We start from the raw sequence: 17307 nt of genomic DNA, 5'->3' as shown, positions 1-17307 counted from the left end.
GCAGCGGACAGCGTCGAAACCATGTCGCGAGGGCCCGAGATAGGGCCGTATGCTGGCGAAAGACTAACCGAGATTCGAGCTTCTCCAGAGGGGAAGGGAAATGGGGGCGGTCATGACGGACGCGGCGATTGCAGGCGTGACACTTGATGAACGCATCAATACGCTGTTCCGCGCCTGGCGACGTCAAGGAGAGCCCGAGCAGACCAATGACGAGGTGGCGGCAGCACTGACGGCCGCCGGCACGACGCTCACGGGGGGCGATCTCGCAGATCTCCGCGCCGGGATCGTCAGCGACGCCGATCCCGTCGTCCTTTCCGCGATCGCCCGACATTTCAGGACGCCTGCGGAGTACTTAACAGGGGACGACATTCTTGAGACTCACGAACAACTCTTGCTGCTGGAACGGATGGCTCAGCTCAAGGTTCGCAGCATCCTCCTCCGTGGAGAACGAACCGCGGCGGATCGGCGCGCGCTTATCGAAACGTTGAAGCCGCAGTCTGCATCGGGTAATCAGTAGCGAGCTCGGTGGGCGGTCATCGTCTGCTCGCGAAACCTGCGTGCGCGTGTCCACTGCCGTGCAACCGCGGTGATCTCAGCGAGCATCTGCTCTGCATCAGGTGAGGCCGGGACAGTCGCTGTTGATATCTTGTCCAGGCCTGCGTCGCGACGGGCGATCGCGTTTTGCAATTGAGCTGCTCGGTACACAGCGGCCTGTTCGTCAGTTCCCAAGCCTTCGTCTGCCATCTGCTGGTCCCACCGGCCGTCGTCGATAGGTTCGGCGTAGGGACCTAGACGTTGCGCCACCTCGAACGCTTCACTGGCGAGCCTGATGCCGCGCTGCCGTTCGGAAAGAGCTCGACGGTCGCGAGACGAACCGAAGATCGCTCCTGGAGCCGCGTCCGCCAACGCGTCCCACAGTCTGTGTACTCGCATTTGGTCTATTGCTCGACGAGTGAACAACGTACGAGCGGACAGCGCAACAGCGACAACCATCATCACCGCATACAGCCAACCGTTGGTATTCGATTTGATGTCGGTGAGATCGTCGCCGGTCTTCTGGACCGTCAGAGCTGCGGAGACGAGCATCGAGACCGACTCGGTGAGCATCGAGACAAAGAAAATCAGTACCCCACCGACTGTTACCCGGGCCTGCCAGCTCCTCGTCTCCCCCCAGTTCCGGATGTAGTCGAGCGTGATGGATCCCAGTCCGTACACGTTGAGTAGTGCGTAAAGCCCGAAGTAGGCAATCGCCCGCCATCCCCCGGCCTGTTCAACAGTGACTCCCAGTTGTCGAGCGGGGGCAGATAGCAAGACCAGCGCAACCCCGAGACACGTAGCTACTGCGTACATAACTGGCTGTTTCCACGGGGATTCAGCGGGGTCCCACGCGTTGTAGACACCTATCAGTGCGGCAATCGCCCAAAGGATCAGGACGTGGACGAGGGTGCGGGTCAACGTCGACCCGAGCTCCGGGACAACGAACGATGCGACTGTCGGGTCTTTCAGCGTCAACGCCAAGCACGCAAAAGTGAGCGAATGCGTCAGCCTGAGGTCGTACATGTTGTAGCGCAGCATGATCCAGCGGGCACCTATCACTGTCCACACGAAAAGCAAGAGCAACGCGTGGACAGGCGCTGGAATGGTGTTAGTCATGCAGGGAACTCCCCGAGAAATGTCGACATCATGCGGTGACGGCGGCTATCGGTTCTGCCGCCCCGGGCACGGTCCATCATCAGTGTCGCCAGGTACTCGGCCTCGAATTCGCGACGTGCACTGAAACTACTTCGACCTAAGAGGGCCCGTACGGCGTCGGGGTCCAAGTCAGGAAGCCATTCGGTGAGACCGTCCAGGTCGAATGGTGGAGGCGTAAGCGCATCAGGCGCTTTCTTTGTCGATAGCTCGTGTGCGAACAGCATGTGCCCGAGTTCGTGGCAAATGGTCAGGTCGGCCGTCAGCGCAGGCGCCTCGGCCGAGTAAAGCAAGTAGTCGTGGTCGTCTGTGTTGACCCAGAGTCCGCAGACTTTGTCCTCGGTCGCGTTGTCAGAGTCGTTCATGACGTCCGGTGGAACGGCGGTGACCGTGATCGGTCGACCGCGACGCTCGGCGATCTGGTCGACGAGTTCTCGGCTGTTCCATGGGTCGGGTAGTACGAGGTCGTTGAGTATCGCGAGTGCGCGCCGCTTCGATTGCGCCCGGCCGGTGAACATGCACTCTCCTCCTTGCCCTGGTTCTGCTTGACCTAATAGTGCCTGTCGAGCTCAGCGGGCCACGCGCGCACCCAGCACCGCATTGATGCGACGTCGGATCGCCGTGTAGTCGAGGTCGAAAGCGAACCTGTGGCGGTCGCTCTGCGTCACCGACTGGCCCCACAGGCTGGCTCGGCCGTCGCTAGCGCGAAGGATGCGGCCGGTGAGGTCGGCAGCGGACAGCACCACTGTCGGGTCGAGCATTGCTGCAGCGGCAACGGAGTCATGAGAGGTGTAGATCGGCTCGGCGCTGCGGTAGGTGGTTGTGCAGTAGCGGTGGTAGTCGGTGGTGATGTCACGGACGAACGCGGCTGTTGTGCTCTGTCCGGCGAGGGCGGTCAGGTCTGCCCAGGGCATGCGCAGCTTGCCGGTGACATTCATACCCACCCAGGTGACCGGGCCGGGCGCTGCAGCGACTGCAGCAGACGCGGCGGGTGCGTGGTTGGTGTTCGTGTCACCCTTCGCCAGGAATAGCGGTTGTGCTGCACTTTCGGTGTCCCTGCGGCCGACAGGGCCCATACCTCCCATGATCGTCACCGCCCGGTAGCGAGTCAGTATCAGTGGATCTTGTTCGAGTGCTGCGGCGACGTTGGCGAGCGGACCCAGACACAACAGATCTACTTCGGAGGGTCGCTCACGACCGACTCGCAAGATCTGGTCGACGGCCGTCTCTGCCGATGGCGTGGCACCCGAGGGCGGCACCAGCCCGCGATCTCCGAGTCCGTCGCTGCCATGAGGGGACGGAGCCTTGGGTTGGCGACCCGGCCGCGACTGGCCGATGCAAACAGGGACGTCGAGGCGATCGGCTGCAGCAAGAACTACAAGTGCATTGGATGCGGCCTGCACTTCCGTGCAGTTACCGAAGACCGTGCCGATACCGATGACGTCTGCGTCGGGCTCGTTCAGAACAGTGAGGAGGGCGAGCGCGTCGTCGACACCGATGTCGGTGTCGACCAGTACGGATCTACGCACCGCTATTGCTCTTCTCGCCGGATTTCCCGTTTGTCCCGCGCCCGCTGCTTCATTCGGGCGGAGTGGCGACGTTGCCATTCCTCGTGCTTGACCTGGAATGCGGCGTCGTGTTCTTTCCACAGTGGTTTGGCCGCGTCACGGCGGGCGGTCAGAACCTCGACCGGTTCGGGGCCGCCAGCGAGCGATGGGATGAGAGCACCGTCTTTGTATCGCTCGAACAGGTCAGTGAACAACCATGCCGGACAGCCCTCGCCGCGCAGGGTTTCCACGGCTTCTTGCTCGTCGTCGATCCACGCAACGAGCGGGCATTTCTCCGAGTACTTGCTTTCCCATCGCCACCACTGCCGGCGTTTGACATCGAGCGCCGGCCGAACGGTTCCATCAACCCACAGACTGCGTGATTCGATATGCCCGGGAGGTAGGGAATTCGCGCGAATCCAGCGGTCAGTGGCGGGAAGGAACTGGTCGAGTCGGGTCGTCGTGTAGGCGATGGTGAATCCAGCGGCGTCTAGTTCGCGAACAAGTTTCCCTCCGGCGCGGATAAGTGTCGCGTTACCGAAGTTGGCGTGGAACGATTTCCAATCACGATCGGCATAGTTCGGAGCGGCGATGAGGTGTGCGAACTTGTCCATGTTCGCGATCACGCCATCGATGTCGATCATGACGGTGGGGCCGGGGCGAGGCGCGGAAAACCACGGCTTGGGCCGGTCTTTGAGGGACCCGGCCTCCTTGCGCTTCGCCATCGGGGGCGATCCTCCCGTCGTTCGCGGTATCTACCTCCGTGGATAGTAGTGGGGATACCGGCGGAGATCGGGAGACACCCCGTTTAGTGGCCGTTTGGTTCTCCGCTGATTCGAGCTGCGGAATCATCGTCCCTGGACATCACGTAGATCCGAGACCGGTCGAACGAACCCGGTAGCTCGCGACGAGTGCGTACCCGAAACTTCACAGTGCCACACCGGCGCTGGCCGCCCAGTGCGAGATCCCAGGAAATGGCACCGCGTCGTTGTCAATCAACGAGACAGATGACGAGCACTGCCGGTGGGCTATGCCACCGAAAGGCTTGCCATTGAGCGCGGATCTTCGGGACCCAGGTTGAGCTGCACCAGTTCTTCGTCCGGCCACAGCGCTGCCGATGGCGGCGGCCGCAACGGGGTAAGTACGTTGCCCATGTCCAGGTCGCGATGGGACTGCCACATCTCGCGCAATCGCTGAAACTTTGTCCACAGTTCGCCGAAGAGTGCGGGGTTGATGCGCTGCACGTCAACGCCTGAATCAGCAACGGCGATACCCGCAAGCATTGTCGGCCGCGACCATCGCCACTGCTCCCACACTCCCGGAGCCTCCGGATTGGTGCAGTATTCCTCAGCCTTCATTCCAGCGACCAGCTGGAGACCCACCTTCGAATCAAGCCGTTTCGGCCTTCCCGCGAATGATTCCTTGGACTTGTAGTCTCCGATGATCAGAATCCCGTTCGACTCGAACCCGATGTCGATCGTGCCGGCGTAACCGATCGTGTGGTTCCAAACGGTTGCCTCGGCAAACACCGGCTTGACGTCGTAGCGCGACCACCAGTTGTCGAACTGCTCGGCGTATCCAATTTGGCCGTGTTCAGCCAGATCCTGTCGTGCTGCGGCGATTTCCTCTCGTGTGCCGACGCCCAGGAAGAAGCGTGCGACCTGCTCGGCGTAGTCATGGACGCGGTCGCCGCGGATGGATGCCTGCTCAGCGAGCCATTCTCCTGTTCCGGCGATTGCTTTCCGGGCGGCGCGGTCAGAGTCGCGGCGGCGTGCGCGCGCCTCCTCGATCGCGGCTATGACATGGGGGAAGGCGGCTAGGGCGTCGCCGCCAGCCAGATAGGCCTTCATCGCATCGGCAGCCATTCGGCCATGCCAGCCATGGAGAGTGTCCGGCGCATGGCCGAGCACTGTCGTGATCGACGGCACTCGCGGTTCATCCCCGACGAACCGTCCGTACATCCGCTCCCACGGAGTGGCATGAGCGAGCTTCGGTTGCGTCATGCGCTGATCGCTCTTGCCCGCTCGATTCGACGTGACTCCCGTAGCGAAAGCGCAATGCGAGTTTCGGGGGTAAGGGCGATGAAATGCTCGCGCCCATCAGCTGGCTCGCGATCGACAGAGAAAGCCGTGATCAGGGCTTCGTCAACTTCGACGGCGTCCACACCCATGCGGGAAGCAACGTGAATGATGACGAAGTTGTCCCAGATCCAACGCCCGGCGGTATCCCGTCTCGATCCGATTTCGACCGCTGTGAGCGACGGTTCGGTAGCACGAGCCGCCTCGACGATCGCGAGTTCAGCGTCGGTCAGTGAAGTAGGCATCGCAGGTGCTCCTTGCGTTCGTCGCAGCGAGATTGGGTGATCCGATTGCGGCAAACGTATTACGCCCCTTCACCGGTGTTGCAGTGCCCGCGCTGCCGCCATCGCCAGTGATGCGTTGACCTGTTGACACCAAGTCCGTTTTTGGAACCTCGGTTAGCGATCGTCAAACAGGACACGTGGACTTGGCTCTCCAATACCCGCATCCGGCGTGAGGCTAGGGCGCAAACTGAGGTCAGGGTTGGGGGCGATGGCCGTCTATTCGACCGCGCGATCGGATCCGCCCTACGAGGGTGAAACGGAACAGCCTTCTACGAAAGGGGACGTCATGCCTGGAGACGAGCGTGAGCCGACAACCGATGAGAAAGAGGCAGGCAAAGCAGTTGGGCAGTTGATAGGCCAGGGGCTCGGGACGCTACTCGGGCAAAAGTTTGGAGCCGAGGAATCGCTGGCCGGTGCGATAGGTGGTGTGTTCAAGGATGTCGGCGGGCAACTCGGTGAGGGTCTTGCAGACCTCGCGGGTCTGCTCGCATCCGGAGGTGACGAGGTCATCAACACGCTAGGGGCTCTAGGTGACTTTATTGAAACTGCGCTCGACCCAGGTGGCGAACCCGGGGCGGGCGCAGGCGACGGCGACGGCGGGGACGGCGACGGCGGGGACGGCGGGGACGGCGGGGACGGCGACGGCGGGGACGGCGGGGACGGCGGGGACGGCGGGGACGGCGGCACCGAAGTGCCTGATGACGGAGAGGGTTTCGGTCATGACACAGGGGGGCCTGAAATCACAGGTTTCGTGTATCGCCCACGGCCCGGCGGGGATGACGATTCCGGCGAGGGGCTCGGCCATGACACAGGCGGACCGGAAATCATTGGATTCCGTCTGCGCCCAGGCCTGAATGGTGGCGGCAACGGCGGTGAGGGCGAGGGTCTCGACGACACGGGGGCACCGGAGGTTACGGGGTTCGTATACCGTCCGAGTCCTAGCGGGGGCGACGATTCCGGTGAGTGGCTCGGCCACGACACCGGACCGCAGCCGATTGTCGTTGCATTGACCGTCCAGCCGCGCCCTGCGCCGGATACATCTGCCTGAGCTCTTGTGTGGCGATCGTCGAACAGGACAGCTCAAATCAAGGTGAATCAGGAGCGTGGAGAATCCAGCCGCCGCCGGAGGAATGTGCGGGAGGTCGGCGAGGGTGAAGGTGGAAGATCGGGTTGATCTCCGCGATCCGAGGTCGTTTCGCGGCATGACGCCGATGGTTCCTGGTGCTCAGGCGGGGCGCTTGGCCATGACGACCAACCCCGGTCCGCTGTGCTCGCCTGCGGGGAGTCGAAGTTCGGCGACCGGGCGCAGCCCGGCCTGCTCGATCAGGTCCACGAGTTGCTCCGGCCGCCATTGGTGGGTCGTCCAGCTCACGGGTACGCCGCCGTATGCCTCGGTGCGCACCGCGTCCTCGTCGCCGACGTGTGTCGCGGTGATGAAGTGTCCACCGGGCATCAGGACACGCGCGAACGATCACTGGGTTGGGGCGCAACACCATGTTGAAGAGATCGTCGAAACCGTGAGGGGCGTACACCTGGAAGTCTGCGCCGGCGATTCGTGTGATGCCGAAGCAGCACGTGGTGGATGCGAAGTGGTCGATAGCGTCTGCGCTGCTGGTGAAGGGTACGGACGGAACACCGAAATGCTCTTCGTACCAGAGGTGTACGCGCGCCTCGTTGCGGACCTCGACAACGTCGTTGAGGTCGCGGAACAGGACCTCGGCCTTCTTGATGACACGGTCCTCGGCGTCATAGCTCAGATCGGACCCGTCGAAGTAGAACAGGTCGTAGTCCTTGATTCCGGCCCGCAGGTCACGGCCGTCGAGGTGATTCCAGACCGTCTGGAACACCCCGCCTGCAGTGAGATACCAGTCCTCCACGCCGAGATCGTCCGCCTGATCCACGATCCGGCGGCACACGGAATTTTCCAGAACCATCTCGAGTAGCCGCTGCTCGTTCGTGGCGCGTGAGGTCATCCCGGAATCATCGCGTAGCTGATGGCCATCACGGAGGAGCGGTTGAGCCCGGTTGAAGCTCGACTTCCCTTTCAGCTATTCCGTACTGCCCAACGATCGTCATACAGGACACCAGATTCACGGTGGTTGTTGCGATGACAGATCAGCCCGCAACAACCACAAGGGAAGGCTTGCCAAGCCTGGTTCGTCTCAGAATGTCGGGCAATTTCTGTCTCATTCGCGTTGTTGCCCCAGGCACTAGTCCCAGGCTTCCACGTCAGCGGCACGCGCCGATGCTCATCCCAAGTTCGTGGTTCGACGGGCATCCCATGTGGACCAGTGCCGGACAGCTTGTGGCGAGGCATGCGCGCCCAGGGCCCAGTTCATGGGCACTTACGCGCGAGGCCGGCGGTTCGGCCCAAGTCAGTTGCGCCGTCGAAGTCGACACCGGTCAACGGAGAGTCGTCAATCCCGACGTCCCACGCCTTCTTACAGTTCAGAGCTGAGCTGTCAGACCGGCGATGTCGCGCTTGGCCAGGTCGATCTCATGGCGAAGGGTTGCGAGCAATGCGTTGTTCCGTGTCGGCAGTCCACGCCCGGCAATGCGCGCCGAGCGTTCGGTACGTGCCAGATCGATGGCATCGCGCAGTTGTCGGGTCGTGTCGTGGTGAATGAATCCTCGCAGTTCGCGCAAGTCTGTCGTTCCGACATCGAAGAGTCGCTGCAGGTTCGGGCTCCACGCTGATCGAGTCGAGTCGCTAGGGCGGCTGCGGAGCAGGCGGTACAACGCGGTCGCGATGTCGATGACTCGCAAACTCTTCATGATGTGCGTTGCGGTAGGAACGCCGTGAAAAGCTCCATCGACGGTGACCTGGAATCCCGTGGTCGGGTCGATTCCGATTACCTCATCGTGGGCTGGGGTGGAGCAGGGAAGCAAGTTTCCGATGGCCATGGTGCACTCCGCTTTTCATCCGGTTCGTGGTCTGACTGCCCTATGGTGTCGCGGCGACGGTGGGGGTGTTGCAGATCGTCACGGTGATGTTGTCAGGCACAGGAGGCCACCACGGCGACCGTCGTTATTGCCGCGGTCACTACGCAACTGACTGTTCCGAGCGTTGTGGCCGCGACCGGATGGCGATCCATCCAGCGGTCGATCGCATTGAGCATTGCCGGCTCGATGGCTTCGATCCGTTCGATCCATGTGGGCGGAGCAACTGTGACGGGGGTGGGCCGGTAGGTGGGTCGGCGGTGGGTCTGAATCTGGTGCAGCATCACGGCGATTCCTTTCGGTGGTGGTTACCGGTGACGCTACGAACGGACTGGCCTGATGTTGCAACCGTTACACGGAGGCGCACAACCCGAGGATCAGATTTCGGTGCTCGGGATCGGGTTTGTGGCCGAAATACCCCTTCAAACTTCCTCGTGATCCTGCGAATACGGATTCCATGCCCATAGAAAGCACTTCGGTGTGCACGCTGCTCTCGTAGTCCTTGCCGACGTACGAGGTGACGAAGTCGTCGGGGCGGACGTACTCCCCTTTCGCGTATCGCTCGACAGGGTGCCGCGTGCCGTCCGGGCTTGTTGTGCGCCGTTCACGGAACGCGATGCACGCCACCGGGAGACTTGGTTGATGCGCTTCGACACGATGGGACAGCTCGTGCACGCTTGTCCGATGGGATGATTCCGGGCTGGATTTACTGTTGGGCACACGCATTTCGGAGAGAATTTGCGTTCGGTTGTCGGTGAGCCTCAGCTTCCACCGCCACCTCTTGTCTTCGTCCCGGACCGGAACCCACTTCGCGGTCCCTCGTGGATATCCGAGTTCGGCGACGCGGTCGTGAGGGTTCTTGTCGGGGGTCGCCGGCATCTCTTTTCGGGTCCGCCAGCTCTGCTCTTCGGACGGGTCGTCGGAGTAGTCGAATTCGTTGATCTCGTTGATGGACAGGCGAGATCGGCTGTTGTAGAAGGCTCTCGCGGAGGATTCTTTGACGACCATCGGCAGTCCTCGGGATGCTGCTTCCATCCAGCTGTCAGGGAACGATTGCGATGCCTGCGCGATCAGGGTGTGTGCCCGCGCCGAGGAAGTGGGGTGTATCTGTGTCGTGGATGTGCCGTACGGCCGATATCTGGCGAGGGTGGCGGAGGCAATCTGGCCTTCCTTTGTACCTCTGCGCATCATCGCGTCTTCGAGTTCTCGTCGGCGCGCCGACAGCAGCGCCGCCCGTTGGTGGAGCTCGCCGTGACGAGTGTTGATCTCCTGCTGCGCCTCTCCCCGCTCTTCAGAGGACATGTACCTGACTTTGCCGGAGAGGGTGTGCAACCGTTCTGCGTACGCCTTCTGATCTCGACTGAGTGCGTCGATGTCGGCGTCGAGCTGTTCGCGTTGCGATTCGATGTGGGTGATCTCGGTGGCGTCGAGTTCGTTGGCGACCTGATGGTCGATCTGGGTTGCCATTAGTGCGCCGACACAGCGGACAGCAGATTCATACCTTTGCGCATTCTCTGCTGTCTCCATCGTCTGATATGCCGACCATGCTGCAGCGACAGCTGCAGTGGCCTCGGCCACGTCGTCATCTGACGGCAGCATTGCCGGCGCGAGGGCGTCAACGTCCGGACCAGTGGGGTTCTGAGTAGCTGCAGCTTTCTGAGCGGCGTACAGCGCGCGGCGATAGTCGCGGCGCCGGTCCCCTCGCTGGGAGGGGCAGCGGCGCGGGCCGCCGGGGTCATTGATGCCGTTGCACACAGCTGGGTCTCCTGGGTGATCCACGATGCGAAGAATGCTCTGATCTGGGATTTCGGCGTCCCACGCCCCAATTGAGGTGGAGCGCGTGTCGTGCCGTTCACCACGTGACAGCGGTGACACGGCATGATTGCGTCACCACCGCAACTGTTTCCCCATGAGAAGAGGCCTCGCTGATGCCCGCCCGCCGCGCAGCTCTGTCCGAGCTCACCGACGCCGAATTCGTGCGTGAGGTGCTGAAGGAACTGGACTCGCGCCGAACGTTCTCCACAGTTCGTGATCAGCTCGGCACCTTGCTGGCGATGGGGCCGACCCTGACTGCCGCTACCGAAGCGGGCGTCGGACAGCTCGTCGAGGATGCACTCACCCGTGCACGAATGTTGATGGCCGAGCAAATGCTGGTCCTCGAGCAGCCCCTGTTCACTGCAGTGGAGGTATCTCAAGTTCTCGGGGCACGTGGGGGCGGCAATAGAACCGCCGCTGCCCGTGTCCGAGCGCGCGGTGACATCATCGGGCTCGAGGTCCAGGGCCGCTTCCTCTTCCCTGCCTTTCAATTCGACATTGCCCAGGCGCGAGTGCATCCAGTCGTCGCCGAGGTCAACCAACTGCTCGACGCGCTCGCTGAGCCTTGGGGCGTCGCCCTCTGGTGGCTGACGACACAGGGGCGCACGACGCCCATCGACCTGATTGGTCGGGGCGAGAAGCGGTTGCGGTCGTTGGCCGCGGCCGCAGAGGTCGGCTGAGGCTCTCATCGGGCCAACGGCACCAAGCACAGCAGCAGCACCGCCGACACGATCGGGCAAGCCGACCACCCCAGGCGAGCTGCTTGTTGCCATCGGCGGCCCACCTTCCGCGAATGCGCGCTGCGATGCTCCTGGAGGGACCTCGCGCGGGACTCGGAGACGACCGCGACGGCGGGTGCCACGAGCAGCACAATCAGACACCCCGCCATCACGTACAGGGGCCACGGCAGCATCTCCAACATGCCGGTGATGGTGCCGTGCAGGTTCTCCGTTCGGGATAACTCCTGCTCGTCATCTCCGGACAGGGTGGAGCGTCGCGGCAAAGACGCGATTCACTCGTCGCCGGGAGCCAGGAAGTCAACGGCGAATTGCACTGTTAAGCGCCCCGGGTCGCCCTGGTGGCACCCCCTGACCAGTTTCCGGATTCCAGGGCCGCTCGGGCGCTCACATGACGTTGCTGGAGAAGTCGTTGCTGCCGGGCGTGGTCTTCGCGGGGTACGTGAGACGACCTTCGCGACGCAGCCGCCGCATACTGCGGCCGAGCAGGAAGAAGACCAGCGTGAACACGACCAGGCCGCCTGCGGGGATCGCGACCGCCAGGAGCAGGCCTGCGTGTGCACTCATGGGGACCATCCTGCCTGTCGAATGCCCTCACCGACCGCTGAGCGGCAGTGACGTTTCCAGATCGTCTGCCACGGCCCGAATTCGGCAGGCACGGCGCACCGACCCGGTACCGGTAGACGATGCACCCGACGACCCGGCGGTTGTTGCGGAACGGACGTCCACCCTGTTCGCTGACAGGCGGCAGCAGGTGCTCGATAAACGCCCACTGGGCGTCGGACAGGCACTCGGTACGTGACACGCGGGCCTCGCCACCCGCTACGGCAAACACGCGATCGTCTGCCGAGCGGCCGTCCTCATCCACGCCGCAATCGCCTGGACCCACGCTTTGTCAGACACGCCCTGGGTCGATCTATGCGCAGACGGGCCGGACTCCGCTCAGTAGATGGGGCCGGGTTGCTCGTCATCGCCGCGGAGTCCTTGCCACAGGTCGTCGTCCTGTTCGACGACGAGACCGTGGCCGTTTGCCGCTCCAAGCATCGCGATCATCGCCCCTTGGCGGGTGTTTTCGTCGGCGACGCCGTACCCGCCTGGCGGAAGAACCTCGACCTCGGCGTTGATGGCAGCCAGCCGGCGGGCGGCGAGCACAAGATCAGGGTCGCCGGCGAATACTCCCCCAGACCACGCGACAGCACGGGTTTCCCCGGCGATCCGGACGGTCACGGTGTCTTTTTGTTTCGCCATCTCCTCGTCTTCCTGCCGGGAAGTCTGGTTGTCTCCGGCACTGTGAGGGTAGGGCTCTCGTTGGCCACGGCTGATCACAGTGTCACCTTTGGTCGGTCGAAGAGTAGTGCCGCTTCGGTGAGCGCCGAGTTGACCATTTCTGCGATGGCGTCGAGGGCTTCGTCGACCAGCGCAGGCCCGGTCCGGGTCAGGCCGGGCAGTCCGTTGTCGAAATCATCGACGATCATGTCGAGAGTCGAGACGGTGTCTTCCTCGATTCGGTGAAGGGTTGCGACGAGTTCGAAGAACTCACTGCCGCTGTCCCTCATCAGTCGCTCACCTGAGACCGCGACGACGAGGTCGGGTCGGTCAGTCGCGTGGAACGCGGACGGATGCGCCGCAAGGAGGTCGAGGACGTTCTGTGCGCCTTCTGGGCCGGCGAAGTCTTCCGCGGTCAGCTCGCCAGCGGCGTCGGCGTTGTCTTTTCTCTGGATGTGCAGCATGGTTGCGCCTCTCGAATCGCGTGTTTCTTGGATTCGACGATGCTCCTGCTGAGGTGGAGTGTTGCAGGACTCGCTCTCGGTGAGGTGCCGCCCTCACCGAGAGCTGTGGGGTCTTGGGACGCGGGCGCTGGATAGCGGCGCGGTGTTCCGTTATGCGAATCGGGCCAATAGGGCTGCCCGTTGGTTTTGCCCGAGACCACGGATCCTTCGGTTTTCGGCGATGTCGAGTTCAGTCATGGCGGTCTTGGCGCGAGCCTTCGCGAAGCCCGGCAGTGATGCGAGGAGATCGATGACCTTCATTTTGCCGGCGATGTCATCTGTGGCAGCGCGGGCGACGATTGTCGCGACGTCTGTCCGCCCCTTCTTGAGGTTCTCTTTGAGCAGTGCGCGGTCGCGGCGTACCGCGGTCGCCTTCGTCAAGGCATTCGCGCGGTCCTCGGCGGTGAGCTGGGGAAGAGGCATTGCTTCTCCTCGGGGTGTCCGATTGTGGGCGGTGGGGCGGGGGTGCCACACCGTCGCGGTCGATGATGCAGGAGCCCTTCTCCACTACCTCGTCAGCCGACACTTGCCACCCAATTCCGCCGCCGAGTTCGCTGTGCAACAAAGGAAATCGTTGTTCGTAGTGTCCTTCTCATCAACTTTCCGATAAGGAGCACACGCCATGGATCCCAACGCACTTTCCATCCGCGCCACGACCGCCCAGTATCCCGACGCCTGCGGGGCGACCATCGATGTCACGGCGATCGGTCATGACAACAACCCCCATGACCCTCCGGTCTGGGGAAAAGGAGGTGCCTGTCGCACGCGGCGGGTCCGCAGCTCGGAACCAACAGTGCGCCGACGACGCGCTCATCGCACACGGATACCGGCGAACAGGGCAGTGGACGTGCAGTTCCGATCTGACCGGATACCCATCGTGGACCACCGAGGTCACCGCGATCTGACACACCAGCTGCCCATGGAATTCGCGCTCGCCTGGCGCGATACGCCACTCGAAAATATCGACCACTCCGCGGGCCTCTACGCGGCACCAGCGATCACCAATCGAGAACGCGACACGACGGATCGGTTGCCCTCCGCATTCGGCGAGGGTGTCACCACTGCATGACACGATGACAGACAGAGGCTGATCGGCGACGACGATCTCGTCGTCAACTAAGACTTCAAAATTGGGGGAATTGTGACCGACTACGAAACCGAATTCCAGACCGCACTGAATCACGGTCGCATTTATGCCACCGTCGCACAATTGCGCGAGGCTCCAGAGGGAACCCCGATCACCGATAGTGAAGGCCGACACTGGATCCGCGGGTTCAACGACGCGACTGAACGCCGATGGCGTCGCCGAAAAGCACCGAGGCTGATCTGGGTGAGGATTTCCGGCGATCAAGCCAGATGCCCGTCCTCCGAAATCCCGCTCCCCTCACGGTATACAGCCATTGAGGACTTCTGGACGGTCGACGGATCACCGACGCTCGTCGAAGGTCCGCCCACGCCATTTCCGATCGGGTCGATCGCCGGTGGTTGCGTCGGGGCGATCGTCGGGGGTTGCGTCGGCGGCGCGCTGTGGGATGAGGCTGATGTCGCTACCCGCCGTTACTGGTTGGGGCTCGGACTGACTCCGGTTCCAGCCGCGTTCGTCGCAGGCAGTGTCGGCGATACTCCGGACGTCTCACCGTGAGCTGAGGCAGAGACACTCGCTCGTGCCTCCTTGTCAGGCGTCAGGGAACCGGGCACACGCGGTGAGCCCGAGGCCGCTGCCGCCCCCTGGATCAGGTTTCTCGATAGCTTCGAGGAGCAAGACCGATCGGAAAGGATGAGGCGATTGGTGGACAAAGACAGTCCGTCATTGTTGATGATCGACGCTGAAACCGCTCGCGATCGCGACGACGCGATCTCTGTAACCCGACTGCCGGACGGCGACGGATGGTCACTCGAGATCCACGTCGCCGGTGTCGCTGATGTCGTTACCCACGGTTCGATCGCCGACGAACAGGCATTCCTTCGGGGTGGGACCCGCTACCTCCCCACACGCACAATTCCGATGCTCGGGGAGGAAGCAGAATCAGCTGCCACGCTCACCGAGGATGCCGACCGCACAACTTTGCAGGTCACCGCCATAGTCGACCGAGACGGCGCTCTCCACGACGTGAGCGTGAGCAGAGCCAGAATCGCTGCGGGCCGCTGTGTCGCGCTCAATCATGGCCAGGTTCCGTCGATCCTCGCTGACCAAGGCCACCCGCTGCACCAGGACGTCGCCGCCGCAGACGAAGCGGCGCAGGTGCTGCTGAATGCGCGCAGGGCCAGCGGCGCGCTCGCGATCTACGATCTCGCCGCCGGCTGGGCGACGGACGAAGACGGTTCCCTCGTGCGAATCGAGGCGCCCAACCGCACCAGTGCATATGTCATCGTCCAAGAGATGATGATCGCCGCCAACGAGGCGGTGGCGATGTGGTGCATCGAGGCGGGTTTGCCAATCCTCTTCCGCAATCATCGGATGAACCCGGTTGCCGGGAGCGCCGAGGACCTGATGCACGAGTATGTCGCCGCCTCTGGTGATGCGACGCTGTTCGACAAGCTTCGAAGCCGGATGCTCGCGGCCGTACGGCCCGCGACTTACGAACCGACAGTGCACGGTCACCACTCCCTTCGGTTGGCCGCGTACACGCACGTCACCTCTCCCCTGCGGCGGCTGGCAGATCTGGTGAACCAACGAATGATCTTCGCTTACCTCGACCACGACCCCGCGCCGTATTCCGGTAGTCAGCTCACGGCGATCGGGACCGATCTCAACCGTCGTGCTCGGGAGCGGCGTGAGTTGAAGAAGAACAGCTTCAAGTCTGCGAGCAAACGGATCGTCGCCCGGCAGGCTGCCGGCGACCTCTCGGTCTTGGACGCCGGCGGGTTCACCAAGGTGCTCAAGAGTCTGCGGAGCCAGCCTCTGAGCGAAGATCTCGCGATCGAACTGAAACGTCGCTCGAGTACCGACCAACTCTCGGTAGCCGATATCGCGTTCCTCATCGACGCGGTCGATCCTTCGTGGAGGGCGTCGCAACTGGACGTGGTGGACCAGATGTCGCTCACTCACCCCGAGATGGCACCGAGCGCCGCGGCAGCATGGCGACAGATCGATCCGCAGCGGCCTGCGAGCATCGTCGAGTTCGAACAGCATGGACCGTCACACGATCGCTCTTTTGCGGCGAGGGCGACGCACCTGGGCTCGCAAGGTCCGTGGGTTGTTGCGAAGTCGAAGAAGGCGGCCGAGCAGGGAGCCTTGTGGGCGGCGATACGGGCGCAGCTCGCTGGTGTCGTCGTGGCGGACAGTGCCCCGGACTGGCCCGTTGCCGCCGTATCGGAGGCAGAAGCACCGGTGGACAGCGACTACGCCCCCGCGCAGAATCCTGTGGCCAAACGGAGGTCTGAGAATGAGGTCGCGGGCTCGGTGGTCACAATCGCATTGGGCGGTGCCAAGAAACAGAAGGCGCTGTCGAATCCCGTTGCCTGGTTGATGACGCTGGCACAGAAGGAGGATGTTCCGGCTCCGGAATGGGTGTTCGACGCTCAGGGGCCTGATCATGCGCGGCAGTTCGTGGCCACCGTGTATTTCGCGGGACGAACGCACACGGTGGCGTCAGCCACGAAGTCCAAGGCCAAGACCCGGTCCGCGACAAACCTGATCGAAGCTCTGTTCGCCGACTGTGCGGAGTGATCGGTGCCGCTCGTTTCCCCGGCGGCTTTGGAATGGGCTCAGGCAGCGGGCCTGATGCTCAGATCGATGTGTAAGCCTGCAGCCGAGACCATGTTCACCAGTGTGTCCAGGCTGAACAAGTCGATCTTTCCGCGATTGAGGTCGGAGATGCGGGGTTGAGTGACGTGGAGCCGCTCTGCGGCGTCCTTTTGGGTCCATCGTTGCGTCTTGATCTGATCGGCCAGAGCCATCATGAGGCGAGAGCGGAGGCGCATGTTCTCCGCCTCCTCCGGGGTGTTTTCGAGTGCATCCCAGACGCTGTCGTAGGTGTTCTCGCTCATCGCCGGTGTCCTTTCCTGCGTTCGTTGTCGAGTTGCTTGTATCGGCGAGTGGCGACGTCGATGTCGCCTTTGGGTGTCTTCTGGGTCTTCTTCTGGAAGCAGTGCAAGACGATCACTCGGTCGGCAAGTTTCGCGATGTAGACGATGCGGAACGCTCCGTGTTCGTCGCGTACGCGAATCTCGCGCACGCCTGCCCCGATGGTGACCATCGGTTTCCAATCGTCGGGGTCGAGGCCTTGCTGTATCCGGTCGAGCTGGTATCCGGCCTGTCGGCGTGCGGAGTCCGGGAATGCTCGTAGGTCGTCCAGCGCGGTGCCCATGAACTCGATTCGCTTCACACGTCGTTTATACAAAGTCTTGTATATCAGTGTTGCACGATACCTGCGCACCGACAACCCTGCATTCACCTGCACTGCAGGTAGTCGGCGTGCGAACCCGGCGGTGCGGAAGCTCACTCC

General features: G+C 62.8%; 23 protein-coding genes and 1 pseudogene. 6 read left to right on the top strand and 18 right to left on the bottom strand.

Annotated elements, in window-relative coordinates; all coding sequences use genetic code 11:
- Window positions 1–112: 112 nt before the first annotated feature.
- Window positions 113–517 carry a hypothetical protein gene (locus ACFWEM_RS28030; RefSeq protein WP_378539031.1) on the top strand — a complete coding sequence of 135 codons (405 nt, stop codon included), beginning with the start codon at window positions 113–115 and terminating at the stop codon, window positions 515–517.
- On the opposite strand, the gene ACFWEM_RS28025 is transcribed toward ACFWEM_RS28030, so the two are convergent.
- The 6 genes from ACFWEM_RS28025 to ACFWEM_RS28000 all read right to left on the bottom strand — a co-directional run bounded on the left by ACFWEM_RS28025 (window position 511) and on the right by ACFWEM_RS28000 (window position 5559).
- On the bottom strand, window positions 511–1653 hold the full coding sequence (locus tag ACFWEM_RS28025) for a DUF6545 domain-containing protein (protein WP_378539030.1): 1143 nt from the start codon (window positions 1651–1653) through the stop codon (window positions 511–513). The two genes, ACFWEM_RS28030 and ACFWEM_RS28025, sit on opposite strands and share 7 nt — an antisense overlap.
- The gene (locus ACFWEM_RS28020; protein WP_378539029.1) at window positions 1650–2207 is read right to left on the bottom strand and encodes a hypothetical protein; all 558 of its coding nucleotides are present in this window, start codon (window positions 2205–2207) and stop codon (window positions 1650–1652) included. Before ACFWEM_RS28020 ends, ACFWEM_RS28025 begins: the two co-directional genes overlap by 4 nt.
- Before the next feature lie 51 nt (window positions 2208–2258).
- Window positions 2259–3224: a nucleoside hydrolase gene (locus ACFWEM_RS28015; protein WP_378539141.1), complete on the bottom strand. Its 966-nt coding sequence runs from the start codon at window positions 3222–3224 to the stop codon at window positions 2259–2261.
- Window positions 3221–3961, bottom strand: coding sequence for a hypothetical protein (locus ACFWEM_RS28010; RefSeq protein ID WP_378539028.1), 741 nt, complete (start codon window positions 3959–3961; stop codon window positions 3221–3223). The genes ACFWEM_RS28015 and ACFWEM_RS28010 overlap by 4 nt, the downstream gene beginning before the upstream one ends.
- A gap of 303 nt (window positions 3962–4264) precedes the next feature.
- On the bottom strand, window positions 4265–5239 hold the full coding sequence (locus tag ACFWEM_RS28005; protein ID WP_378539027.1) for a hypothetical protein: 975 nt from the start codon (window positions 5237–5239) through the stop codon (window positions 4265–4267).
- Window positions 5236–5559, bottom strand: a complete 324-nt coding sequence (locus ACFWEM_RS28000) for a hypothetical protein (protein ID WP_378539026.1) — start codon at window positions 5557–5559, stop codon at window positions 5236–5238. Before ACFWEM_RS28000 ends, ACFWEM_RS28005 begins: the two co-directional genes overlap by 4 nt.
- Before the next feature lie 325 nt (window positions 5560–5884).
- Here ACFWEM_RS28000 and ACFWEM_RS27995 point away from each other — a divergent pair, with 325 nt between their 5' ends.
- Window positions 5885–6646 (top strand): hypothetical protein, encoded by a 762-nt coding sequence (locus tag ACFWEM_RS27995; protein ID WP_378539025.1) that lies wholly within the window; start codon window positions 5885–5887, stop codon window positions 6644–6646.
- Between the two features lie 37 nt (window positions 6647–6683).
- Here the strand turns inward: ACFWEM_RS27995 and ACFWEM_RS27990 are convergent, their stop codons facing one another.
- From ACFWEM_RS27990 to ACFWEM_RS27975, 4 genes are all read right to left on the bottom strand, one after another.
- Window positions 6684–7571 carry a nucleotidyltransferase family protein gene (locus tag ACFWEM_RS27990; RefSeq protein WP_378539024.1) on the bottom strand — a complete coding sequence of 296 codons (888 nt, stop codon included), beginning with the start codon at window positions 7569–7571 and terminating at the stop codon, window positions 6684–6686.
- Window positions 7572–8046: 475 nt separating this feature from the next.
- Window positions 8047–8502, bottom strand: a complete 456-nt coding sequence (locus tag ACFWEM_RS27985) for a hypothetical protein (protein ID WP_378539023.1) — start codon at window positions 8500–8502, stop codon at window positions 8047–8049.
- 92 nt (window positions 8503–8594) lie between these two features.
- Window positions 8595–8825, bottom strand: coding sequence for a hypothetical protein (locus ACFWEM_RS27980; RefSeq protein WP_378539022.1), 231 nt, complete (start codon window positions 8823–8825; stop codon window positions 8595–8597).
- A gap of 64 nt (window positions 8826–8889) precedes the next feature.
- Window positions 8890–10317, bottom strand: coding sequence for a hypothetical protein (locus tag ACFWEM_RS27975; protein ID WP_378539021.1), 1428 nt, complete (start codon window positions 10315–10317; stop codon window positions 8890–8892).
- Between the two features lie 149 nt (window positions 10318–10466).
- Between ACFWEM_RS27975 and ACFWEM_RS27970 the strand changes: the two genes are divergently transcribed.
- Window positions 10467–11033, top strand: coding sequence for a hypothetical protein (locus ACFWEM_RS27970; protein WP_378539020.1), 567 nt, complete (start codon window positions 10467–10469; stop codon window positions 11031–11033).
- Between the two features lie 5 nt (window positions 11034–11038).
- Here ACFWEM_RS27970 and ACFWEM_RS27965 read toward each other — a convergent pair whose 3' ends face one another.
- From ACFWEM_RS27965 to mihF, 6 genes and pseudogenes are all read right to left on the bottom strand, one after another.
- Entirely contained in the window at window positions 11039–11356 is a 318-nt protein-coding gene (locus tag ACFWEM_RS27965) for a hypothetical protein (RefSeq protein WP_378539019.1), read from the bottom strand.
- A 121-nt stretch (window positions 11357–11477) separates the two neighbouring features.
- On the bottom strand, window positions 11478–11657 hold the full coding sequence (locus tag ACFWEM_RS27960) for a hypothetical protein (RefSeq protein ID WP_378539147.1): 180 nt from the start codon (window positions 11655–11657) through the stop codon (window positions 11478–11480).
- Window positions 11658–11760: 103 nt separating this feature from the next.
- Window positions 11761–11895, bottom strand: a pseudogene (locus ACFWEM_RS27955) (transposase); the annotation flags it as partial.
- 137 nt (window positions 11896–12032) lie between these two features.
- Window positions 12033–12338 (bottom strand): hypothetical protein, encoded by a 306-nt coding sequence (locus ACFWEM_RS27950; protein ID WP_378539018.1) that lies wholly within the window; start codon window positions 12336–12338, stop codon window positions 12033–12035.
- Between the two features lie 74 nt (window positions 12339–12412).
- Complete coding sequence (locus ACFWEM_RS27945; protein WP_378539017.1) at window positions 12413–12820, bottom strand: hypothetical protein; 408 nt, start codon at window positions 12818–12820, stop codon at window positions 12413–12415.
- Window positions 12821–12970: 150 nt separating this feature from the next.
- Window positions 12971–13282 carry an integration host factor, actinobacterial type gene (gene mihF, locus ACFWEM_RS27940; RefSeq protein ID WP_378539016.1) on the bottom strand — a complete coding sequence of 104 codons (312 nt, stop codon included), beginning with the start codon at window positions 13280–13282 and terminating at the stop codon, window positions 12971–12973.
- A gap of 199 nt (window positions 13283–13481) precedes the next feature.
- Between mihF and ACFWEM_RS27935 the strand changes: the two genes are divergently transcribed.
- The 3 genes from ACFWEM_RS27935 to ACFWEM_RS27925 all read left to right on the top strand — a co-directional run bounded on the left by ACFWEM_RS27935 (window position 13482) and on the right by ACFWEM_RS27925 (window position 16529).
- The gene (locus ACFWEM_RS27935) at window positions 13482–13928 is read left to right on the top strand and encodes a hypothetical protein (RefSeq protein ID WP_378539015.1); all 447 of its coding nucleotides are present in this window, start codon (window positions 13482–13484) and stop codon (window positions 13926–13928) included.
- 72 nt (window positions 13929–14000) lie between these two features.
- The gene (locus ACFWEM_RS27930) at window positions 14001–14501 is read left to right on the top strand and encodes a hypothetical protein (RefSeq protein WP_378539014.1); all 501 of its coding nucleotides are present in this window, start codon (window positions 14001–14003) and stop codon (window positions 14499–14501) included.
- A 147-nt stretch (window positions 14502–14648) separates the two neighbouring features.
- Entirely contained in the window at window positions 14649–16529 is a 1881-nt protein-coding gene (locus tag ACFWEM_RS27925) for an RNB domain-containing ribonuclease (RefSeq protein WP_378539013.1), read from the top strand.
- Between the two features lie 38 nt (window positions 16530–16567).
- On the opposite strand, the gene ACFWEM_RS27920 is transcribed toward ACFWEM_RS27925, so the two are convergent.
- A complete protein-coding gene (locus ACFWEM_RS27920) occupies window positions 16568–16849 on the bottom strand; it encodes a helix-turn-helix domain-containing protein (RefSeq protein ID WP_378539012.1) in 282 nt (93 codons plus the stop codon).
- Entirely contained in the window at window positions 16846–17187 is a 342-nt protein-coding gene (locus ACFWEM_RS27915; RefSeq protein ID WP_378539011.1) for a type II toxin-antitoxin system RelE/ParE family toxin, read from the bottom strand. Before ACFWEM_RS27915 ends, ACFWEM_RS27920 begins: the two co-directional genes overlap by 4 nt.
- Window positions 17188–17307: the final 120 nt, after the last annotated feature.

It is taken from the genome of Rhodococcus sp. NPDC060176 (assembly GCF_042728675.1).
Lineage (GTDB): Bacteria > Actinomycetota > Actinomycetes > Mycobacteriales > Mycobacteriaceae > Rhodococcus_F.
Note: the sequence above shows the minus strand (reverse complement) of the source record. Positions and strands in the feature narration are given on the sequence as shown.